The sequence below is a fragment of the Streptomyces nanshensis genome, from assembly GCF_001751255.1.
GTDB classification, from domain to species: domain Bacteria; phylum Actinomycetota; class Actinomycetes; order Streptomycetales; family Streptomycetaceae; genus Streptomyces; species Streptomyces nanshensis_A.
Genome location: NZ_LJGW01000300.1, coordinates 1 through 17,648 on the forward strand (window position 1 = coordinate 1; position 17,648 = coordinate 17,648).

The 17,648-nt window shown below is 73.2% G+C and carries 16 protein-coding genes; 7 read left to right on the plus strand and 9 right to left on the minus strand.

What is annotated here, in order from left to right; genetic code table 11:
* Together AN218_RS17670 and AN218_RS17675 are read right to left on the minus strand one after the other, a co-directional pair.
* Positions 1 to 608 (minus strand): DUF1990 family protein (locus AN218_RS17670; RefSeq protein ID WP_070017859.1); only part of this gene is annotated, 608 nt, incomplete at its 3' end.
* Between the two features lie 83 nt (positions 609 to 691).
* Positions 692 to 2,290 carry an alkaline phosphatase D family protein gene (locus AN218_RS17675; RefSeq protein WP_070017860.1) on the minus strand — a complete coding sequence of 533 codons (1,599 nt, stop codon included), beginning with the start codon at positions 2,288 to 2,290 and terminating at the stop codon, positions 692 to 694.
* Positions 2,291 to 3,055: 765 nt separating this feature from the next.
* Here AN218_RS17675 and AN218_RS17680 point away from each other — a divergent pair.
* From AN218_RS17680 to AN218_RS17695, 4 genes are all read left to right on the plus strand, one after another.
* Positions 3,056 to 4,081: a hypothetical protein gene (locus AN218_RS17680; protein WP_070017861.1), complete on the plus strand. Its 1,026-nt coding sequence runs from the start codon at positions 3,056 to 3,058 to the stop codon at positions 4,079 to 4,081.
* A 160-nt stretch (positions 4,082 to 4,241) separates the two neighbouring features.
* Positions 4,242 to 5,768 (plus strand): amino acid permease, encoded by a 1,527-nt coding sequence (locus AN218_RS17685; protein ID WP_070017862.1) that lies wholly within the window; start codon positions 4,242 to 4,244, stop codon positions 5,766 to 5,768.
* A gap of 196 nt (positions 5,769 to 5,964) precedes the next feature.
* Positions 5,965 to 6,456 carry a VOC family protein gene (locus AN218_RS17690; RefSeq protein WP_070017863.1) on the plus strand — a complete coding sequence of 164 codons (492 nt, stop codon included), beginning with the start codon at positions 5,965 to 5,967 and terminating at the stop codon, positions 6,454 to 6,456.
* Between the two features lie 137 nt (positions 6,457 to 6,593).
* On the plus strand, positions 6,594 to 7,640 hold the full coding sequence (locus tag AN218_RS17695) for a glutathione S-transferase family protein (RefSeq protein ID WP_070017864.1): 1,047 nt from the start codon (positions 6,594 to 6,596) through the stop codon (positions 7,638 to 7,640).
* A gap of 94 nt (positions 7,641 to 7,734) precedes the next feature.
* Here AN218_RS17695 and AN218_RS17700 read toward each other — a convergent pair whose 3' ends face one another.
* On the minus strand, positions 7,735 to 8,607 hold the full coding sequence (locus tag AN218_RS17700) for an alpha/beta fold hydrolase (RefSeq protein WP_070017865.1): 873 nt from the start codon (positions 8,605 to 8,607) through the stop codon (positions 7,735 to 7,737).
* A 206-nt stretch (positions 8,608 to 8,813) separates the two neighbouring features.
* Between AN218_RS17700 and AN218_RS17705 the strand changes: the two genes are divergently transcribed.
* Positions 8,814 to 9,707, plus strand: coding sequence for an RNA polymerase sigma-70 factor (locus tag AN218_RS17705; RefSeq protein ID WP_070017866.1), 894 nt, complete (start codon positions 8,814 to 8,816; stop codon positions 9,705 to 9,707).
* Between the two features lie 118 nt (positions 9,708 to 9,825).
* Here AN218_RS17705 and AN218_RS17710 read toward each other — a convergent pair whose 3' ends face one another.
* A complete protein-coding gene (locus AN218_RS17710; RefSeq protein ID WP_070017867.1) occupies positions 9,826 to 10,581 on the minus strand; it encodes an SDR family oxidoreductase in 756 nt (251 codons plus the stop codon).
* Positions 10,582 to 10,781: 200 nt separating this feature from the next.
* Between AN218_RS17710 and AN218_RS17715 the strand changes: the two genes are divergently transcribed.
* On the plus strand, positions 10,782 to 11,615 hold the full coding sequence (locus tag AN218_RS17715; RefSeq protein WP_079132284.1) for a GntR family transcriptional regulator: 834 nt from the start codon (positions 10,782 to 10,784) through the stop codon (positions 11,613 to 11,615).
* A gap of 51 nt (positions 11,616 to 11,666) precedes the next feature.
* Here the strand turns inward: AN218_RS17715 and AN218_RS17720 are convergent, their stop codons facing one another.
* Complete coding sequence (locus AN218_RS17720) at positions 11,667 to 12,821, minus strand: ROK family protein (protein WP_070017868.1); 1,155 nt, start codon at positions 12,819 to 12,821, stop codon at positions 11,667 to 11,669.
* Positions 12,822 to 12,975: 154 nt separating this feature from the next.
* Here AN218_RS17720 and AN218_RS17725 point away from each other — a divergent pair, with 154 nt between their 5' ends.
* Positions 12,976 to 13,416, plus strand: a complete 441-nt coding sequence (locus AN218_RS17725; protein ID WP_070017869.1) for a hypothetical protein — start codon at positions 12,976 to 12,978, stop codon at positions 13,414 to 13,416.
* 23 nt (positions 13,417 to 13,439) lie between these two features.
* On the opposite strand, the gene mug is transcribed toward AN218_RS17725, so the two are convergent.
* From mug to AN218_RS17745, 4 genes are all read right to left on the minus strand, one after another.
* The gene (mug, locus tag AN218_RS17730; protein WP_070017870.1) at positions 13,440 to 13,928 is read right to left on the minus strand and encodes a G/U mismatch-specific DNA glycosylase; all 489 of its coding nucleotides are present in this window, start codon (positions 13,926 to 13,928) and stop codon (positions 13,440 to 13,442) included.
* A 74-nt stretch (positions 13,929 to 14,002) separates the two neighbouring features.
* Positions 14,003 to 15,433 carry an adenylosuccinate lyase gene (gene purB / locus AN218_RS17735; protein ID WP_070017871.1) on the minus strand — a complete coding sequence of 477 codons (1,431 nt, stop codon included), beginning with the start codon at positions 15,431 to 15,433 and terminating at the stop codon, positions 14,003 to 14,005.
* Between the two features lie 33 nt (positions 15,434 to 15,466).
* Positions 15,467 to 16,363 (minus strand): SGNH/GDSL hydrolase family protein, encoded by an 897-nt coding sequence (locus AN218_RS17740; protein ID WP_070017872.1) that lies wholly within the window; start codon positions 16,361 to 16,363, stop codon positions 15,467 to 15,469.
* Positions 16,364 to 16,440: 77 nt separating this feature from the next.
* Complete coding sequence (locus AN218_RS17745) at positions 16,441 to 17,517, minus strand: hemolysin family protein (RefSeq protein ID WP_079132285.1); 1,077 nt, start codon at positions 17,515 to 17,517, stop codon at positions 16,441 to 16,443.
* Between the last annotated feature and the right edge of the window lie 131 nt (positions 17,518 to 17,648).

A 17,648-nucleotide genomic window follows, 5' to 3' on the forward strand; every position in this document is an offset into this window, starting at 1 on the left:
GCCTCCCGCCGCGCGCTGCGTGCCGCGCGGACGAGTCGCCGCAGAACCCGGCCGCAGCGGCGCGCGTACCAGCGCTGGAAGAGCGGCAGCAGCGGCCCCGGGAGGGCGGTGAACCACACGGCGGGCGTGCTGAAGGCCAGCACCTCCAGCCGTACGGCGCCCTCCGCGCCCTCTCCGTCCGCTTCTCCTTCCGCGTCGCCCGGCGTGCCCGCCTCGTCCTGGACGATGACGAACGCCTCCTCGCCGCGCACCGGATGGCCCGGCAGCGTCCCGTACCCCCAGCCGGTGCGCCGCGGTTCGTCCACCGTCCACACCACCCGGCACGGCGCATGGATCAGCAGCCGGCCGATTCCCAGGCCGACGTCGACGTCCACGCGCGGCGCGGCCCGCAGAGCCGGAGTGCCGAAGCGCACGCCCGCCGCGCGGTGCAGCCGCCAGGTCATCACCGCGTCCGCCGCGACGGCGAAGTCCGCGGCGCCGCGGCCCACTTGGGTGCTCACGCGCAGCCGCCGGAAGCCCTCGGGCCACAGCTCCGGATCCTTCGCGGTGGCCCCGGCGTCCGGATAGTTCAGCTCGGGGGGCGCGCCGTGCGCGGCGTCACCGGCCATGGGTCATCCCCGAACTCCTCCTTGTCCCCGCGCACTTGAGGTCCGTGCCCGGTGCACCGCACTCATCCGTCACCGGCCGCGCGTCACTGCCCGACCCGGCCGGGCTGGAGGACCTTCGTGTACAGCACCGCGCCGCCCTGCCCCCGCAGCCGTACGGTCAACTCGCCGCTGCCCGCGTCGATGTCGACCTGCCCGAAGTACTGACCGCCTTCCGTGGGCGGGGTGTTGGCCTTCTTCGGCGCCTTGACGAAGGGCTGGGCGGGCCCGAAGGTGCGGTCCAGTTCGAGGGCGGGGAAGCCGCCCGCGTTGAGCGGTCCGGAGACGAACTCCCAGAACGGCTCGAAGTCCTTGAAGGCGGCGCGTGACGGATCGTAGTGCTGCGCCGAGGTGTAGTGGACGTCGGTGGTGAACCACACCGTGCCGGTGATGCGCTCCCGCTTGATGTGCCGCAGCAGTTCGGCGAGTTGGAGCTCGCGGCCCAGCGGCGCCCCCGGATCGGTCTGCGCGACGCCCTCGAAGTCGGCCTCGCCGTCGGGCACCGCCAGCCCCAGCGGCATGTCGGCGGCGATCACCTTCCACACCGCCCGCGAGCGCGACAGCGCCTTCTTCAGCCACCTCAACTGCGCCTCGCCCATGATGCCTTGGCGGTCGTGCCGCTGCGTGCCGGGCGAGTTGGCGTTGCGGTAGGTACGCATGTCCAGCAGGAAGACGTCCAGCAGCGGCCCGTGGCGGACGACGCGGTACACGCGCCCGTCCCGGTCCGTCGCGGGCAGCGTCGTCAGCGGGTGGTATTCGGAGAAGGCCCGCAGCGACCGCGCGGAGAGGGTGTCGACGTCCTTCACCTGGTAGCGGTCGTCGTCCAGGATCTCGCCCGGATACCAGTTGTTGAGCACGTCGTGGTCGTCCCACTGCACGATCGAGGGGACCTGGGCCTGGAAGCGCCGCATCGAAGCGTCGAGCCGGTTGTAGCGGAAGTTGCCCCGGAACTCCCCGAGGGTCTCGGCGACTTTGGCCTTCTCCTCGGTGGTGACGTTGCGCCACACCGAGCCGTCGGGCAGGGCGACCTTCTCCTCGATGGGGGAGTCGGCGTAGATGGTGTCGCCGCTGTTGAGGAAGAAGTCCGGGTCGAGCCCGCGCATCTCCTCGAAGATGGTGTAGCCGCCCCGGTCCGGGTTGATGCCCCAGCCCTGGCCCGCCAGATCGCCCGACCACAGGAACCGTACGTCGTGCCGGCGCCCGTCCGGCGCGGTGCGGAAGGTGCCGTGCACGGGCTTTCCCGTACGGCGCGGGTCGTCGGGATCGGCGAGGGTCACACGGTAGAAGACCTGCTCACCGGCGGGCAGCGAGTGCAGCGGCGTCACACCCGTGAAGTCGGTGTCCGGGGCGAGAACGGGCCCCGTCCAGCGTCGTGCCTTACGGAAGGACTCCGTCGCCGAGGTCTCCACGACCATCCGGGCACGGCGGTCGGACCGTACCCACACCAGCCCCGAGGACGAGGTCACATCCCCGGCCTGCACGCCCCACTTCGCCCGCGGACGGCCCCCGAGCGCATGCGAGGGCGCCGCGCCCGACAGCGCCGGCAGGGAGAGCGCCGCGGAGGCGGCGAGCGAACCGCGCAGCATGGCGCGCCGTCCCGGTGCCGTACCGCCGGTGGTGCGGGAGATCGGGTTCTCGAGCGCCATTGGACGAGCCTCCTGTATCGCGGATGGACGGGCAGACCGTACGGACCGGCCGGGCGCCGCACGGCGGACCGGCCGGGGCGATACGTACCACCGCGCAGTGGGCGGGGCACGCGACACCTCGGTGGAGCGCAGCGGTGAACACTGGACTCAGTGAACACCGACGCCGCAACGGCATAAAGGGTTCCGCCCGCGCGGGCTCCGCACACCCGGGACGCGCGCCCCGGCGCCCCCGTATGCGTTTCTGACGGAGGCTTGACGGCCGACCCGGCTGCCCCCAAGCTCTCTCCATGCGTTCTGACCTGGAGCGCCGGTGCTCCCGCACGGGAGCGCCCGGCCTGCGGGCCTGACCGCGGACGCTGCCGCATGCCCGGTCCGTGACGGCTCGCTCTCCCGGTCGTCCTCCCGGTTCCTCTCCCGGCGCGATCCGTCCGCGGAGACCTCCTCCCGTACGGGCTCCCGGACGGGCTCCCGTACGGGCGGACGGAAGCGGCGGCGGCGAGCCCACCTGCCTTGCCGTGCACGGTCTTTCGGCGCAGGACCGTCACATCCCCCAGTACCGGGCCGTGACCTTGGAGGAGTTAGGTTCGGTGATGAATCCGGGACACGCGGCCGCGCATCCCGGCTCGCCCGCCGTGCCCGGCGGGCAGGCGCCTCGAGTCCCGCTCCCGCCGTTGAGGAACCACTGATGCCGCACCGCCCGACGTCCCCCTCCCGACGCTCCCGGTCCGCGCGGGCGCGCCGTACGGCGGCAGGGGAGCGCGACTGATGCGCCGTACGGGCGGCGGAGCGGCCGGCGGCCGCGGCATACGCCCCGTCTACAGCCCCGCCGGGTTCGACAACGAACTGCGCGGCGCCCTGGAGGACTTGCGCGCCGGCCGCTGGATGGCGATGCGCAGACTCCTGGAGCGCACGGGCCCGTCGTGGAGTGCGCGCACTGCCCGCTCGCAGGTGCTCGGCGTCGTCGCGGCCGGATCGCAGGTGGTCGAGGCGTGGCTCCAGGAGGAGCCGGAGAGCGACGACGCGCGGATGATGCTCGCGCGGATCGCGGTGGAGCGCGCCGTCCGCGCCCGCCGCGAACAGCACCACAGCGCCGGGGAGTTGGAGAAGACGGCGCGCATCGAGTGCTACGCCGCCGCCGAGCGCCGGCCGGCCGACCCGGTCCCCTGGGTCGCCCTGCTCGCGCTGGCCCGGCTCGACGTACGCCAGGAGCGCGCCGAGCACCGCGAGCGGGCCGCGGAGCCCATGCTTCCGCCGGGCCCGTGGGGCCTGCTGTACCGCGTCTACGAACGCGACAGATACAACCGCGAGGCCCACCACCGCATGCTGCACTTCCTGCACGCCCGCTCCGAGGGGAACCCGTCGGCCCGTGCCTCGTCCGTCGACTTCGTGCGCTGGGTCTCCTCGTGGGCGCCGGCCGGTTCGTCGCTGCTGGCCCTCCCGCTCTACGCGTACGTCGAGCAGTTCCGGCGCCAGATCGCCGACGGCAGGAACGACGCGCTGCTGCGGCAGCAGTGGGCGCACGACCCGCTCGCCATGGACGCCCGTACCGCGCTGCACGGCTGGTTCGACCACACCGACCCCACGAGCCAGTCCGTACTGGACCTCAACCACCTCGCGCACGCGCTGTGGGCGGGCAAGCGGCCGGCCGACGCGGCCCGCGTATTCGCCGCGCTGGGCCCGTACTTCACACAGCAGCCCTGGCTCCAGGTCGCCGAGGATCCCGAACGTCCGGAATCGGCGCGGGCGGAGTACTGCCGGGCCCGTGAGGAGTCCTTCGCGGCGGACGGCTGACGCACCGCCACCGCAACCGCCCCTCCTCCGAGTCCTCCACCGCGTACGGCAGCACACAGCACCACACGGCACCGCACGGCAGCACCAGCTCACCCCGAACTCCCCAGCCACCTCCCGGCCCTCGTTCCCCTCCCGACCCTCGCACCACCAGGAGGACCCGTTGAGTCCCACCGCCGTCCCGCGCCGTGACGACCGGATCGACGACGACGCCAAGCTGCGCGATCTGGGCTATCACCCCGTACTGATCCGCCGCATGGGCCCGTTCGGCAACTTCGCCATCAGCTTCTCCGTCATCTCGGTCCTCTCCGGATGCATGACGCTGTACGGCTTCGGCCTGGGCACCGGCGGGCCCGCCGTGATGCTGTGGGGCTGGGTGCTGGTCGGCCTGATGGTGATGTTCGTCGGTGCCGGGCTCGCCGAGGTCACCAGCGCCTACCCCACCTCGGGCGCGCTGTACTACATGGCCGACCAGCTCGGCGGCCGGCGCTGGGGCTGGTACACGGGCTGGCTGAATCTGCTGGGACTGCTCGGCACGCTCGCCGGAATCGACTACGGCGCCGCGATGTTCACCGGTGCGCTGCTCAACCTCCAGTGGGGCCTGGAGCCCACGCCCGGCGTCGTGATGCTGATCTTCCTGTGCGTCCTGCTGCTGCACGCGACGCTCAACCTCTTCGGGGTGCGTCTGGTCAGCGTCCTCAACTCCGTGAGCGTGTGGTGGCACTTCGCGGGCGTCACCGTGATCGTCGGCGTGCTCGCGCTCGTACCGTCCGAACACCGCTCCGCCTCCTTCGTCTTCGGCGAGTTCGTCAACGACACCGGCTGGAGCAGCCCCCTGTACGTCGTCCTCATCGGGCTGCTGCTCGCCCAGTACACCTTCACCGGCTACGACGCCAGCGCCCACCTGTCGGAGGAGACGACGGACGCCGAAGTCAGCGCCGCACGCGGCATCGTGCGCGCCGTCGGCTGGTCGTGGCTCGCGGGCTTCGTGCTGCTGACGGGCGTGACCTTCGCCATCCAGGACTACGCCGGCACCCAGCACAGCGCCACCGGGGTGCCGCCCGCGCAGATCTTCCTCGACGCGCTGGGACCGGCCGGCGCGAAGCTGCTGCTGCTCGTCGTGATCGTCGCGCAGCTCTTCTGCGGCAACGCCGAAGTCGCCGCCGCCAGCCGCATGGTGTTCGCCTTCTCCCGCGACGGTGCGCTGCCCTTCTCCGCACTGTGGCGGCGCGTCAGCCCCCGTACCGGAACCCCGGCGCACGCCGTGCTGCTCACCGTCGTCGTGGCGGCGGTGCTCGCACTGCCCGCGCTCTACAGCAAGGCGGCCTACGGAGCGGTCACCGCGATCGCCGTCATCGGCATCACCCCGGCGTACGCCATCCCGATCTTCTTGCGGCTGCGCCACAAGGAGCGCTTCCGGCAGGGCAAGTGGAACCTCGGGCGCTGGGGCGTGCCGGTCGGCTGGACGGCCGTGGTGTGGGTGGCGTTCGTGACGGTGCTCTTCTGTCTGCCGCAGTCCAACCCGGTCGACGTCCAGTCCTTCAACTACGCGCCCGTCGCGCTGCTCTGCGTCCTCGCGCTGGCGTCGGTCTGGTGGACGGTCGCGGGGCGCGGCTCGTACACGACGCCCACGTTCAGCACCGGCAGCGGCGACCGCGAACTGGCCGAGATGGGCGAGGAGATCGTCTGACCGAGCCTTGCCGGCGGTCCCGCCCGGCCCTGGTGTGCCGGGCCCACGGGCCCTCTGGTCCCGGGCCCACGGGCCGAGGTCCCCTCGGGCGTGCGCCCGATGCCGCGGCGCATACGGGATGTCTAGCGTGCCGGGGGTGCCGCCGCGTCGCCGCGCGGCGGCACCACGCATCCGCCACCGGACCCGGGAGCCCAACGTGTACGGCCGTCACCACATCCGCATCGCCCGCCCCTCCGGGGACCTGGCCGCCGCCGAGCGCTTCTGGGTGGACGGCCTCGGCATGGACGTCCTGCACCGCACGCCGCCACCGCCGCCGGACGGGCCCGGGGAGCCGCCCGCCGCCGGGGACGGAGGCAACGCCCTGCTCATGGCCGGCTGGCCGGACGCCGGCTGGCACCTGGAATTCGCCCACGACCCGCGCGACCCCGTCACCCCGGTCCCCACGGAGGAGGACCTGCTGGTGATCTATCTGGACGGGCCCGTTCCGGCGGACCTCGTCGGACGTCTGGAGGAGTGCGGCGGCACCCGCGTCACCGCCCGCAACCCGTACTGGGAGAGGTGGGGCGTGACCGTCGAGGACCCCGACGGCTACCGGCTGGTGCTCTCCACCCGCGGATGGCCCGGCGGCGGCGCACGCGCCGGTACGGACACGGGTTCCGCTACGGACACCGGCTCCGGCTCCGGCTGAGCGAGGCCGCGGACGCCCCCGTGGATGCCGGCCCCGCGGCGGAAGACCCGCGGCGGAAGACCCGCGCCCCTGCCCGGTGGACCTGCGCGCGCCGCGGGTGGAGGATCTCCGGTGACCCACAGGGAAGGAAGCGCACATTGAGCGGCGACGGCGAGGCCACCACGGACGGCAGTACCGCACAGAGCAACGAGGCGTACGGCAGGAAGGCGTTCAAACGGTCCAGGAGCCACTTCGCGGACCGGATCACGGCCGACGGCGCCCACGGCTGGCCCGTCGAGCCCGGCCGCTACCGGCTCGTCATCAGCCGCGCCTGCCCCTGGGCGAGCCGCGCCGCGATCTCCCGCCGGCTCCTGGGACTGGAGGACGCGCTGTCGCTCGCGGTGACCGATCCCCTTCAGGACGACCGCAGTTGGCGCTTCACGCTCGACCCGGACGGGCGTGACCCGGTGCTCGGCATCCGCTATCTCCACGAGGCGTACGACGCCCGCGAGAAGGAGTACCCGGGCGGCGTGAGCGTCCCGGCGATCGTCGACGTGCCCAGCGGCCGGCTGGTCACCAACGACTACCAGCAGCTCACGCTCGACCTGGCCACCGAGTGGAGCGCCCTGCACCGCCCCGGCGCCCCCGACCTCTACCCCGAGGCGCTGCGCGAGGAGATCGACGAGGTGGCCGACGGCGTCTACCGCGACCTCAACAACGGGGTGTACAGGGCCGGTTTCGCCACGGGACAGCAGGAGTACGAGGAGGCGTGCGGCGACGTCTTCCGCCGGCTCGCGCTGCTCTCGGAACGGCTCTCCACCCGCCGCTATCTGGTGGGCGAGAGCATCACCGAGGCGGACATCCGCCTCTTCACCACGCTCGTACGCTTCGACGCCGTCTACCACGGCCACTTCAAGTGCAACCGGCACAAGCTCACCGAGGACCCGGTGCTGTGGGCGTACGCGCGCGACCTCTACCAGACCCCCGGCTTCGGCGACACGGTCGACTTCGACCACGTCAAGCGGCACTACTACCAGGTGCACACCGGCATCAACCCCACGGGCATCGTGCCCGTCGGACCCGATCTGCACGGCTGGCTGACACCGCACCGCCGCGAGGAACTCGGCGGCCGTCCCTTCGGCGACGGCACACCGCCGGGACCGGTCCCCGCCGCGGAAGTGGTGCCGGCGGGACACCGGCCGTAAGGCACGGACGGATGACGGTGCGCGGGCGCAGCCTGTACGAGAAGGCCCGCCCGCGCGTGCGTCCGCGCGCCCGCCGCGGCGCCGACTCCCCGTCTCACACCGTCCGTACGGTCTCCAGCACCAGCCGCGCCACCATCGCCGGATCGTCGTTCATCGGGACATGACCGCAGCCGGGCAGCCGCACCAGCCGCGCCCCCGGTATCGCCTTCTTCGCGCGCGTGCCCTGCCGCCGCAGCAGCAGCCGGTCCTTCTCGCCCCAGCCGATGGTCACCGGCAGATCCGGGATGTCACGGTCGAAGAGGACCTCCGGGGTCCGGCCGACCTTCAGGGTCGGGAGGAAGCCGGTGGCCGACCGCATCGAGCGGGTCTCGGCGACCACCGCCTCCGGTGAACGGCGGCCCGGGCGGGCGTAGATGGTGCTGGTGAGCGCAGCGCGGCCCGCCGCGCTGCGGGCCATCCGCTGCAGCAGCCCGTCCGGTATGCCCTTGGCGCCCGCGCGCATCCCCATCAGCACGGCGAACGCGTAACGCCGCTCCGCCCCGGTCCAGAACCCGGCGGGGGAGAGGGCGGTGACCGAGCGGGCGTGGCCGCGCTGCGCGAGCTCCAGCGCCAGCAGACCGCCCAGGGAGTTGCCCACGACGTGCGGCCGGTCCAGGCCCAGCGCCGTGAACGTCTCGCCCAACAGCGGTACGACGCTGTCGAGTTCGTACGAGACGCCCTCGGGAAGCTCCGGCGAGTCGCCGAAGCCCGGCAGGTCCAGGGCGATCACCTCGCACGACGCGGACAGGATGCTCAGCACCGGCTCCCACGCCTGCCAGTGGTGCCCGATGCCGTGCAGCAGAACGACGGGCTCGCCGCTGCCGCGCCGTTCGTAGGCGACGTCGAAGCCGGGCCGCCCGGCGGGGGAGACGTGGACGAACGTCTCGGTGGCGGGCACGGGCGCGTGGGGTGAGGCGACGGCGGTCATGGACCACTCCTCGTGAGTTCTCGTACGTCGGACACGGAGGGCCTGCACGGGGCCCGTCGATTCGTAGACACGATGTCAGCAAGTCGTTCCGGGCGGAAGACTGCTCTCCCGGGTCAGACGGCGCGCGGGGGCGCACGCGCGCGGCCGTCCGCGCACGGGCGTACCGCGCGTGAGGACGCCCCGGCAGCGGGTGACATCATGGGCCCGTGGAGGCCGAACACCGCGACGCGACCGCCGTCTTCGAAGAGCACCGGACGCTTCTGCTGGGCGTGGCCTACCGCATGCTGGGCCGGGTCGCCGACGCCGAGGACGTCGTCCAGGACACCTGGCTGCGCTGGGCCTCCGCCGACCGCGACGAGGTGCGCAAGCCCGCCGCGTTCCTCGTACGGGTGGCCACCCGGCTCGCACTGGACCGGCTGCGCTCGGCGCAGTCGCGCCGCGAGACCTACGTCGGGCCCTGGCTGCCCGAGCCGCTGCCCACGGACGTGCACACCGCCCCGGTGCCGGACGGCGCCGACCGGGTGCTGCTCACCGAGTCCGTCTCCGTCGCCGTCCTCGTGGTGATGGAGTCCCTGTCGCCGCTGGAGCGCGCGGTGTTCGTGCTGCGCGAGGCGTTCGGCTTCCCGCACGAGGAGATCGCCGCCGTCCTGGAGCGCAGCCCCGCCGCCGTACGGCAGCTCGCGGCCCGCGCCCGTACGCACGTGGCCGAGCGCACGCCCCGTTACGAGGTCGACCCCGTGCAGCAGCGGGAGTTGACGCAGCGGTTCCTCGACGCCGCCTCCCGCGGTGACATCCAAGGGCTGCTCGACATGCTCGCGCCCGACGTGCGTCTGGTCGGCGACGGCGGCGGCAAGGCCAAGGCGCCGCTGCGCACGATCACTTCGGCGGACAAGGTCGGCCGCTTCGTGGCGGCGATCGCCCAACAGGGCGTCGCGGACCTGGAGTTCACGTTCACGGAGCTCAACGGCGCGGTGGGCCTGGTCGGTTTGCTCGGCGGCAAGCCCGCGGCGGTGCTGCTGCTGGACGTGGCCGGCGGACGCATCCAGAGCGTCTATCTGCTCGCCAACCCGGACAAGGTGGCGCATCTGCCCTCCCGTTGAGCCGACGGGAAGCGGGCAGCCGGTCCTGGCCGGCGCCGATGTGCCGCGTACGCGGGCACGGTTGGGCCCGTGGGTACGTGAACGGACCGGCGCCCGCCCGGAGTTCACCGCCCCGCGTTTATGTCCCGCCGGTCACCCGCAGCACCGCGCCGTTCGTGAACGACGCCTCGTCCGAGAGCAGCCACGCCACCGCCGCCGCCACCTCGTCCGGCTCGCCGGGACGCCCCACCGGGATCGTCGCGGCCTTCTTCCACGGCCGCTGCGCGTCCCCCATCGCGGCGTGCATGTCGGTGAGCACCGCCCCCGGCTGTACGGAGTTGACGCGGACGCTCTCCGGCCCGAACTCCTTGGCCAGACCGACCGTCATCGCGTCGACGGCCGCCTTCGACGCCGCGTAGTGCACGTACTCGCCGGGTGCGCCCAGCGTCGCCGCACCGGAGGAGATGTTCACGATCGCGCCCCCGGCCCCGCCGTACGCGGTCGACATCTCCCGCAGCGCCCGCCGCGCGCACAGCAGCGCCCCGAGCACGTTCACGTCCAGGACGCGGCGCATCACGTCGGTCGGCGTCTCGGTGAAGCGGCCGAGCGGACCGGTCACGCCCGCGTTGTTCACCAGGCCCGTCAGCGGCCCCAACTCTTCGCGCACGGTGCGGAAGAGGCGCTCCACGTCGTCCTCGGCGCTGGTGTCCAGCGGCACGGTCAGCGCGCGCACGCCCTCGGCCCGTACGAGGCGCGCGGTTTCCTCGGCCGCGTCGCGCGAGCGCTCGTACCCGATCGCGACGTCGTGCCCGGCCCGCGCCAGCCGCAGCGCGATGGCGGCCCCGATGCCGCGGCTTCCGCCCGTGACGATCGTGATGCGGTGCTGTGACGTCATGCCGGACCCTCTCCTCGTGCGCGATGATCGATCGTCGCACCGACCGCCGGGACCGGCCAGACCCCCTCGTCCTCCGATTGGTCTTGACCAACTCTTATGGCGCCCTTAAGGTCGGCCATACGCAAGGACCTTTAAAAAACAAGCACGCATAAAGTCCGCCCGGATCGCCGCTGGCGGATGCAGGGGAAGGCGGGGTCACAGTGGGGACGACTACACAGCCGGACGCGGTGCCGGAACCGAAGTACTGGCACTTGAAGACGGTGCTGTCGGACGCGCTGGACTCCGAGTTCGAAGTCGGCGAGATCCTGCCCAACGAGCGTGATCTGGCGGCCCGTTTCGGCGTCGCCCGCGCCACCCTCCGGCAGGCGCTCGAACAGCTCGAACTCGAAGGCCGGCTCCAGCGCCGCCGCGGCGTGGGCACCACCGTCGCACCGCCGCGCTTCGGCGTGGACGTCGGCGCCGGCGTCCACGTCTGGCCGGGCGCGCCCGACGACGCCTGGCAGACCGGCGAGTGCGAGGAGACGGTGCCGCCCCGTGCGGTGGCCGCCCTGCTGGACGCCGCCGCCGACGGCGACGAGGTGCACTCGGTGCGCCGTACGCGGATGACCCACGGCCAGCCCGTCGCGACCGAGCTGCTGTACGTGCCGCGCTCCTCGGTGCCGGGGCTGCCCGCCGAGACGCTGGAGGAGCCCTCCGGCGGTTCGGCTCGCGGCCGTGCCGTCCTGCGCGAGCTGTGGCGCCTCGAACTCCAGGGCCAGGAGCGCACGGTGGAGCTCGGCTCCGCCCGCGCCGACGACGCCCGCCAGCTCGACCGGCTGCCCGGGGCGCCCGTCCTGGTCGTCACCACCCGCTATGTCGCGCAGGGCACGACCGTCGCCGTCGGTGTCTCCACCTACCGCGCCGACACCTGCCGGCTCACGTTCGCCGACCGGATGCCCGAGCCGCAGGCCGCCGCCGCGGAGAGCACGCCGTCCGAGCGCGAGCGCGCGCACGGCGGACGGCACCGCACCGGTGCCCGCCTCAGCCGTCGCTGATCCGGTACGCCTCGCCGGCACCGGGCGGCGCTGATCCGCCCGTCGCCGGCCTCAGTCGGCGTTGACGCTGAACAGCTCGCTCTCGACCTCGTCGAGAGCGAGCCGCAGCGCTCCGGTGGCCACCGCGGACTCGCCCAGCTCCGAGAGGGCGACCCGCGGCGGCCGCAGACAGTAGCGCTCCAACTCGCCGCGCAGCGGCTCCAGTACGTCGTCCAGGCCCGAGGCCCAGCCGCCGATCACCACCAGCTCCGGATCGAGGGCGAGGACCAGCGCCGCCACGTCGTGCACCAGCCGCTGCACGAAGCGCTCCATGGCCCGCTCCGCGCGCTCGTCCCCGGCACGTGCGAGGGCGAAGACACGGGCGACGGCCGCCTCGTCGAGCGGGTGCAGCGGTTCGTCCGTGGTCGACAGCAGCCGCTCGGGCGTGGCCTCCCGGCCCAGCAGATGCAGCGCGCCGATCTCGCCCGCGGCGCCCCCGAACCCCCGGTGCAGCCGTCCGCCGATCAGTGAGCCCGCGCCGGGGCTCAGCCCGACGAGCACCATCACGACGTCCTCCGCCCCGGCCGCCGCGCCGAGCCAACGTTCGGCCACGACACCGGCGTTGGCATCGTTTTCCACGAGCACCGGGCAGTTGAAGTCCTGCCGCAGGCGCTCGCCCAGCGGCAGCCCCGTCCACCCCGGCAGCGCCGTTCCCAGGCGTACGGTCCCGTCGGCCTCGACGATGCCGGGGGTGCCCACGCCCACCGCCCGCAGCGACTCCCGTCCCACGCCGCTGCTCTCCAGCAGTTCGGCGACGGCGTCGTGCGCGCTGGCCAGACGCTCCTCGGCGCCGGTCTCCTCGTCCAGGTCGTGTGTGACCGTACCGGTGAAGTCGCCCGTCAGATCGGCGAGTACGGCCGCGGTGCGGTGCGAGCCGATCTCCACGCCGAGCGCGTGACCGGCCTCGGCGCGGAAGCGGAAGCGGCGTGCGGGACGTCCGCGGCGTGCGGCGTGCTCCGCGCAGGGCTCCTCGGCCTCGGCGGCGAGGCCCGCGTCCACCAGGCCCTCCACGACGCCCTCGACCGTGGGACGGGAGAGCTCGGTGGCCTGTGCGAGATCCGTCAGCGTCAGCGGCGCACGCCCGAACTCCGACCGCAGCACGCGCAGCACGGCGGTCGAGTTGATCCGCCGCAGCAGAGATGGGTCCCTGCCCGAGAGCCGTGCCACGTCCGCCTCCCTGTGTCCCGGATCCGGATCGTATCCAGTGATGTCCGTTACCGCGAGTACGGGGGTCCTCTACGGCGGGCGAGCGGCCGGGCGGGCGGTGCCGGCGGAGGGACGTCGCTGTCCGGGCGCCGGACCCGGACGGTTTACTGGACGGATGAGCCGCCTCGCCCAACACCTCGCCAGAATCGACGTGTTACGCGTTCGCGCCTTCCCCCGCCGGCGGACCGAGGGGGCGGACGTCGTCAGCGGCCCCGGCTACCATCTGGCCGAACTCGCGCGGAGCGAGGGGTTCTGGGAGGACGACGGCACGGCCCGCGCCGGTCTGGGGGAGGAGTACGAGGCGGAGTGCGGGGCGCTGAGCACGCTGCTGTCCGCGCGCTGGGGCGAGCCGCAGCTTCTGGGCATGGGCGGCGCGCTGATCCGCGGCACCGAAGGGGAGGAGATACCGGAGCCCTGGCGGGAGTTGAGCGGGACGACGCCGTATGTCGAGCTGTGGCGGGCGGAGGAGCGGTGGATAGCGCTGGCCGTCGCGCAGCGCGGACCGGAGCTGCCGTTGCAGCTCCTCGCCGCCGTCACCGTCAACGACCCGCCGTAGTACGCGCGTTCACGTCCGGGCGCTCAGCGCGAGGCCGCCTCCCGCAGCCGGGCGTACTCCTCGGCCATCTGCCGCGGCGTCCAATGGGCGTTGAGGCCGCTGGGGTTGGGCAGCACCCACACCTGCGCCGGTCCTATCCGCCGCTCCTGCGGGCCGACTTGGGCACCGCGCTCCCCGAAGGCCGTCCGGTAGGCGGTCACTCCGACGACCGCCAGCCACGACGGGCGCAGCCGCTCGGCCTTCTCGGCCAGCAGCCTGCCGCCCTCGCGGTACTCCTCGTCGCTCAGCTCGTCCGCCCGTGCGCTCGCCCGCGCCACGACGTTGGTGATGCCCAGCCCGTACGCGAGCAGTTCGCGCTCCTCGTCGGGCCGCAGCAGTCGGGGTGTGAAGCCGGAGGCGTGCAGCACCGGCCAGAACCGGTTGCCGGGGCGGGCGAAGTGGTGGCCCGTGGCCGCCGACATCAGACCGGGGTTGATGCCGCAGAACAGCACCCGCAGCCCTTCCGCCGCCACGTCCGGTACGAGTCTGTCCCGTGCCGCCTCCAGCTCCTCCCGGCTCGGCCTCGGGGAGCGCGGCGCCGGGCGCGTCAGAGGATCGCCCCCGGCGAGTAGGCCGCGGCCTCCGGGTGCTGCGCGGTGACCTCCTCGATACGGGCCACCACGGCGCCGGCCTGGGCGGCGGCGGCCCCCGTGAAGGCGAGCCGGTCGGCCATCAGCGCCGCCAACTCCTCGCGCCCCAGCGGGATCCGCTCGTCCTCGGCCAGCCGCTCCAGCAGCTCGTTGCGCTCCGCGCCCGCCCGCAGCGCCAGCGCCGACGCCACGGCGTGCTCCTTGATGACCTCGTGCGCGCTCTCCCGGCCGACCCCGGCCCGTACGGACGCCATGAGGACCTTCGTGGTCGCCAGGAACGGCAGATAGCGGTCCAGTTCGCGTTCCACGACGGCGGGGAAGGTGCCGAACTCGTCCAGCACCGTCAGGAACGTCTCCGTCAGCCCGTCGAAGGCGAAGAAGGCGTCCGGCAGCGCGACCCGGCGTACGACGGAGCAGGAGACGTCGCCCTCGTTCCACTGGTCACCCGCCAGCTCGCCCGTCATCGACGCATAGCCGCGCAGCACCGTCATCAGACCGTTGACGCGTTCGCAGGAGCGGGTGTTCATCTTGTGCGGCATCGCGGACGAGCCGACCTGCCCCTCCTTGAAGCCCTCGGTGACCAGCTCCTGCCCGGCCATCAGCCGGATCGTCTTCGCCAACGACGAGGGGGCGGCGGCCAGTTGGACCAGCGCCGTGAGCGCGTCGTGGTCGAGGGAGCGGGGATAGACCTGCCCCACGGAGGTCAGGGCGTGGGAGAAGCCGAGATGGGAGGCGACCCTGTGCTCCAGCTCGGCGAGCTTCGCCTCGTCGCCGCCCAGCAGATCGAGCATGTCCTGCGAGGTGCCGACGGGGCCCTTGATGCCGCGCAGCGGATAGCGCGCGAGCAGATCCGTCAACCGGCCGTAGGCGGCGAGGAGTTCGTCCGCGGCGGACGCGAAGCGCTTGCCGAGGGTGGTGGCCTGCGCGGCCACGTTGTGCGAGCGTCCGGCGATCACCAGCTCCGCGTGCTCGGCGGCCAGCCGCCCCAGCCGGGCCAGCAGTGCGACGGTGCGGTCCCGCGCCAGCTCCAGCGAACGCCGGATCTGGAGCTGCTCGACGTTCTCGGTCAGATCCCGCGAGGTCATGCCCTTGTGGACGTGCTCGTGCCCGGCCAGGGCGTTGAACTCCTCGATACGGGCCTTCACATCGTGCCGCGTGACCCGCTCCCGCTCGGCGATCGAGGCCAGGTCGACGTCGCCGAGGACGCGTTCGTAGTCGGCGAGGGCCTCCTCCGGCACCTCGACGCCCAGATCCCGCTGGGCCCGCAGCACCGCGAGCCACAGCCGCCGCTCCAGCACCACCTTCTCTTCCGGCGACCACAGCCGGGCCAGGGGAGCGGAGGCGTAACGGGAGGCGAGGACGTCCGGGATGCGGGGCTTGTCAGTCACACCACGCGATTCTACGGGGTGGCCTCCCGGCTCCTACGGGGTGTCCTCGCAGGCCAGCGACGTCAGCTCGGGGCGCTTGGGGGCGCGTCCGTCGCCGCTGGAGCGGCCCGTCAGCCGGCGTCCTATCCACGGCACCAGGTGCTGCCGGGCGAAGCGCAGATCCGCCAGGCGCCGGGCCGTCCACGGCTCCGGCCCGGGCGGCGGCAGCGGCGCCCGCCAGTCCGAGAGCGCGGGACGGCCGAGCCGCTGGCTGACCGCCTCGGCGACGCGGCGGTGGCCCTCGGCGTTGAGATGCAGCCGGTCCTCGGCCCACAGCCGCGGGTCGGCGAGCGCCCCGCCGGTGTAGAGATCGACGACGACCGCACCGTGCCGCTCCGCCAACTCGTCGATGAAGCCGAAGAGTTGCTCCATGCGCGAGCGGTACCGCTCCAGTACGGGACCGTTGCGCCCCGGGCTGCGCATCAGCACCAGCCGTCCGCAGCTCGGCGCCAGCTTGCCCACGCACTCCTCCAGGACGGCGCACACCCGTGCCACGTCGCAGCGCGGACGCAGAACGTCGTTGAGGCCGCCGACGAGGGTGACGAGATCGGCGTTCATCGCGGCGGCGGCGTCCACCTGCTCCGCGGCGATCTGCCCGATGAGCTTGCCGCGCACCGCGAGGTTGGCGTAGCGGAATTCCGGGTCCGGCTCGCCGTTCTCGCCGTCGCCGCCGGCGTCCGGACGGGCGGCCAGCCGTGCGGCGAGAAGATCGGCCCAGCCGCGGTAGCCGCCGTCCGGAAGCAGGTCCGACATGCCCTCCGTGAAGGAGTCGCCGACGGCGACGAAGCTGCGGACGGCGGGCGGATGAGGTGCGGATTCCGGGGCCGGTACAAAGTCGGTGCCGGAGTGCTGCGGGAGGTCCCGTGGCGGGTCCTGGGCGTTGCTGGTCACGGCCGTTCATCGTATCCGGTTGCTTCGGGCGACTTTCAACCGCTCACGCCCCGGCTCCCGTTCAGGTCAGACCGCGGTCACCCACGCCCCGCGCCGTTCCCGTCCTCGTCCCCGTCCTCGTCGCGGCCCTCCTCCTTGTCCTCGGGGCTGCGGTGCACCAGCTCCCGCAGCACGTCCTCCATGGTGACCACGCCCGCCGTGCCCCCGTCCTCGTCCATCACCGCCGCCAGATGCGTACGGCTGGAGCGCATCGCGCCCAGCACGTCGTCCAGCGGCATCGACGCGCGGACGCGCGCGATCGGACGCATCGCCGTCGCCGGGAACGCGGCGTCGCGGGGCAGAGCGTCCAGGGCGTCCTTGACGTGGAGATAGCCCAGCGCGCGGCCCCTGCTGTCGACGACGGGGAAGCGGGAGAAGCCGGAGCTGGCCGAGAGCTGCTCCAACTCCTCGGGTGTGACGCCCAGTCGGGCCGCGACGACGTGCTCCGTCGGCTTCGCGATCTGCCCCACCGGGCGGCGGCCCAGCTCCAGTGCGTCCCGCAGCCGCTCCGTGGAACGGTCGTCCAGCAGCCCCGCCTCGCTGGAGTCGGCCACCATCTGCGCCAGTTCGTCGTCCGAGAACGTCGATTCGACCTCGCCCTTCGGCTCCACCCGCAGCAGCTTCAGCAGGCTGTTGGAGAAGGCGTTCACCGTGAAGATCACCGGGCGCAGCGCCCGCGAGAGCGCCACCAGCGGCGGGCCCAGCAGCAGCGCCGCGCGCTCGGGGGTGGCGAGCGCGATGTTCTTCGGCACCATCTCGCCCAGCAGCATGTGCGCGTACGTCGCGGCGCCCAGCGCGATCACGAAGGAGATCAGGCCCGCGAGGGCGTCGCGGACGCCGAGCAGATGGAACAGCGGCTCCAGCAGATGCTCGATCGCGGGCTCGGCGACCACACCGAGCACCAGCGTGCACAGCGTGATGCCGAGCTGCGCCGCGGCCAGCAGCGCCGAGACGTTCTCCAGGCCCCAGATGACGCTGCGCGCCTTGCGCTCGCCCTCCTCGGCGCGCGGCTCGATCTGCGCACGGCGTACGGAGATGAGCGCGAACTCGGCGCCCACGAAGAAGGCGTTGGCGACGAGCGTCAGCACCCCGATGAAGAGCTGGAGCGCGATCACCGGTCCTCCTCCCGTCCGGGCGTGCGGGCCCCGTCCGTGCCGTTCGCGGAGCCGTCGCCTCCGGCGTCGCCGTCGCCGTCCGGCTCCTCGGGCTCCGGCTCCGGCGGCGCCGTGAGCCGGGCGCGCGCCGC

Excerpts from the sequence above, each read along its gene's own strand:
- AN218_RS17725 (WP_070017869.1), top strand. The coding sequence starts at position 12,976 with ATGAGCCGCCTCGCCCAACACCTCGCCAGAATCGACGTGTTACGCGTT.
- AN218_RS17710 (WP_070017867.1), bottom strand. The coding sequence starts at position 10,581 with ATGACGTCACAGCACCGCATCACGATCGTCACGGGCGGAAGCCGCGGC.
- AN218_RS17680 (WP_070017861.1), top strand. The coding sequence starts at position 3,056 with ATGCGCCGTACGGGCGGCGGAGCGGCCGGCGGCCGCGGCATACGCCCC.
- AN218_RS17700 (WP_070017865.1), bottom strand. The coding sequence starts at position 8,607 with ATGACCGCCGTCGCCTCACCCCACGCGCCCGTGCCCGCCACCGAGACG.
- AN218_RS17675 (WP_070017860.1), bottom strand. The coding sequence starts at position 2,290 with ATGGCGCTCGAGAACCCGATCTCCCGCACCACCGGCGGTACGGCACCG.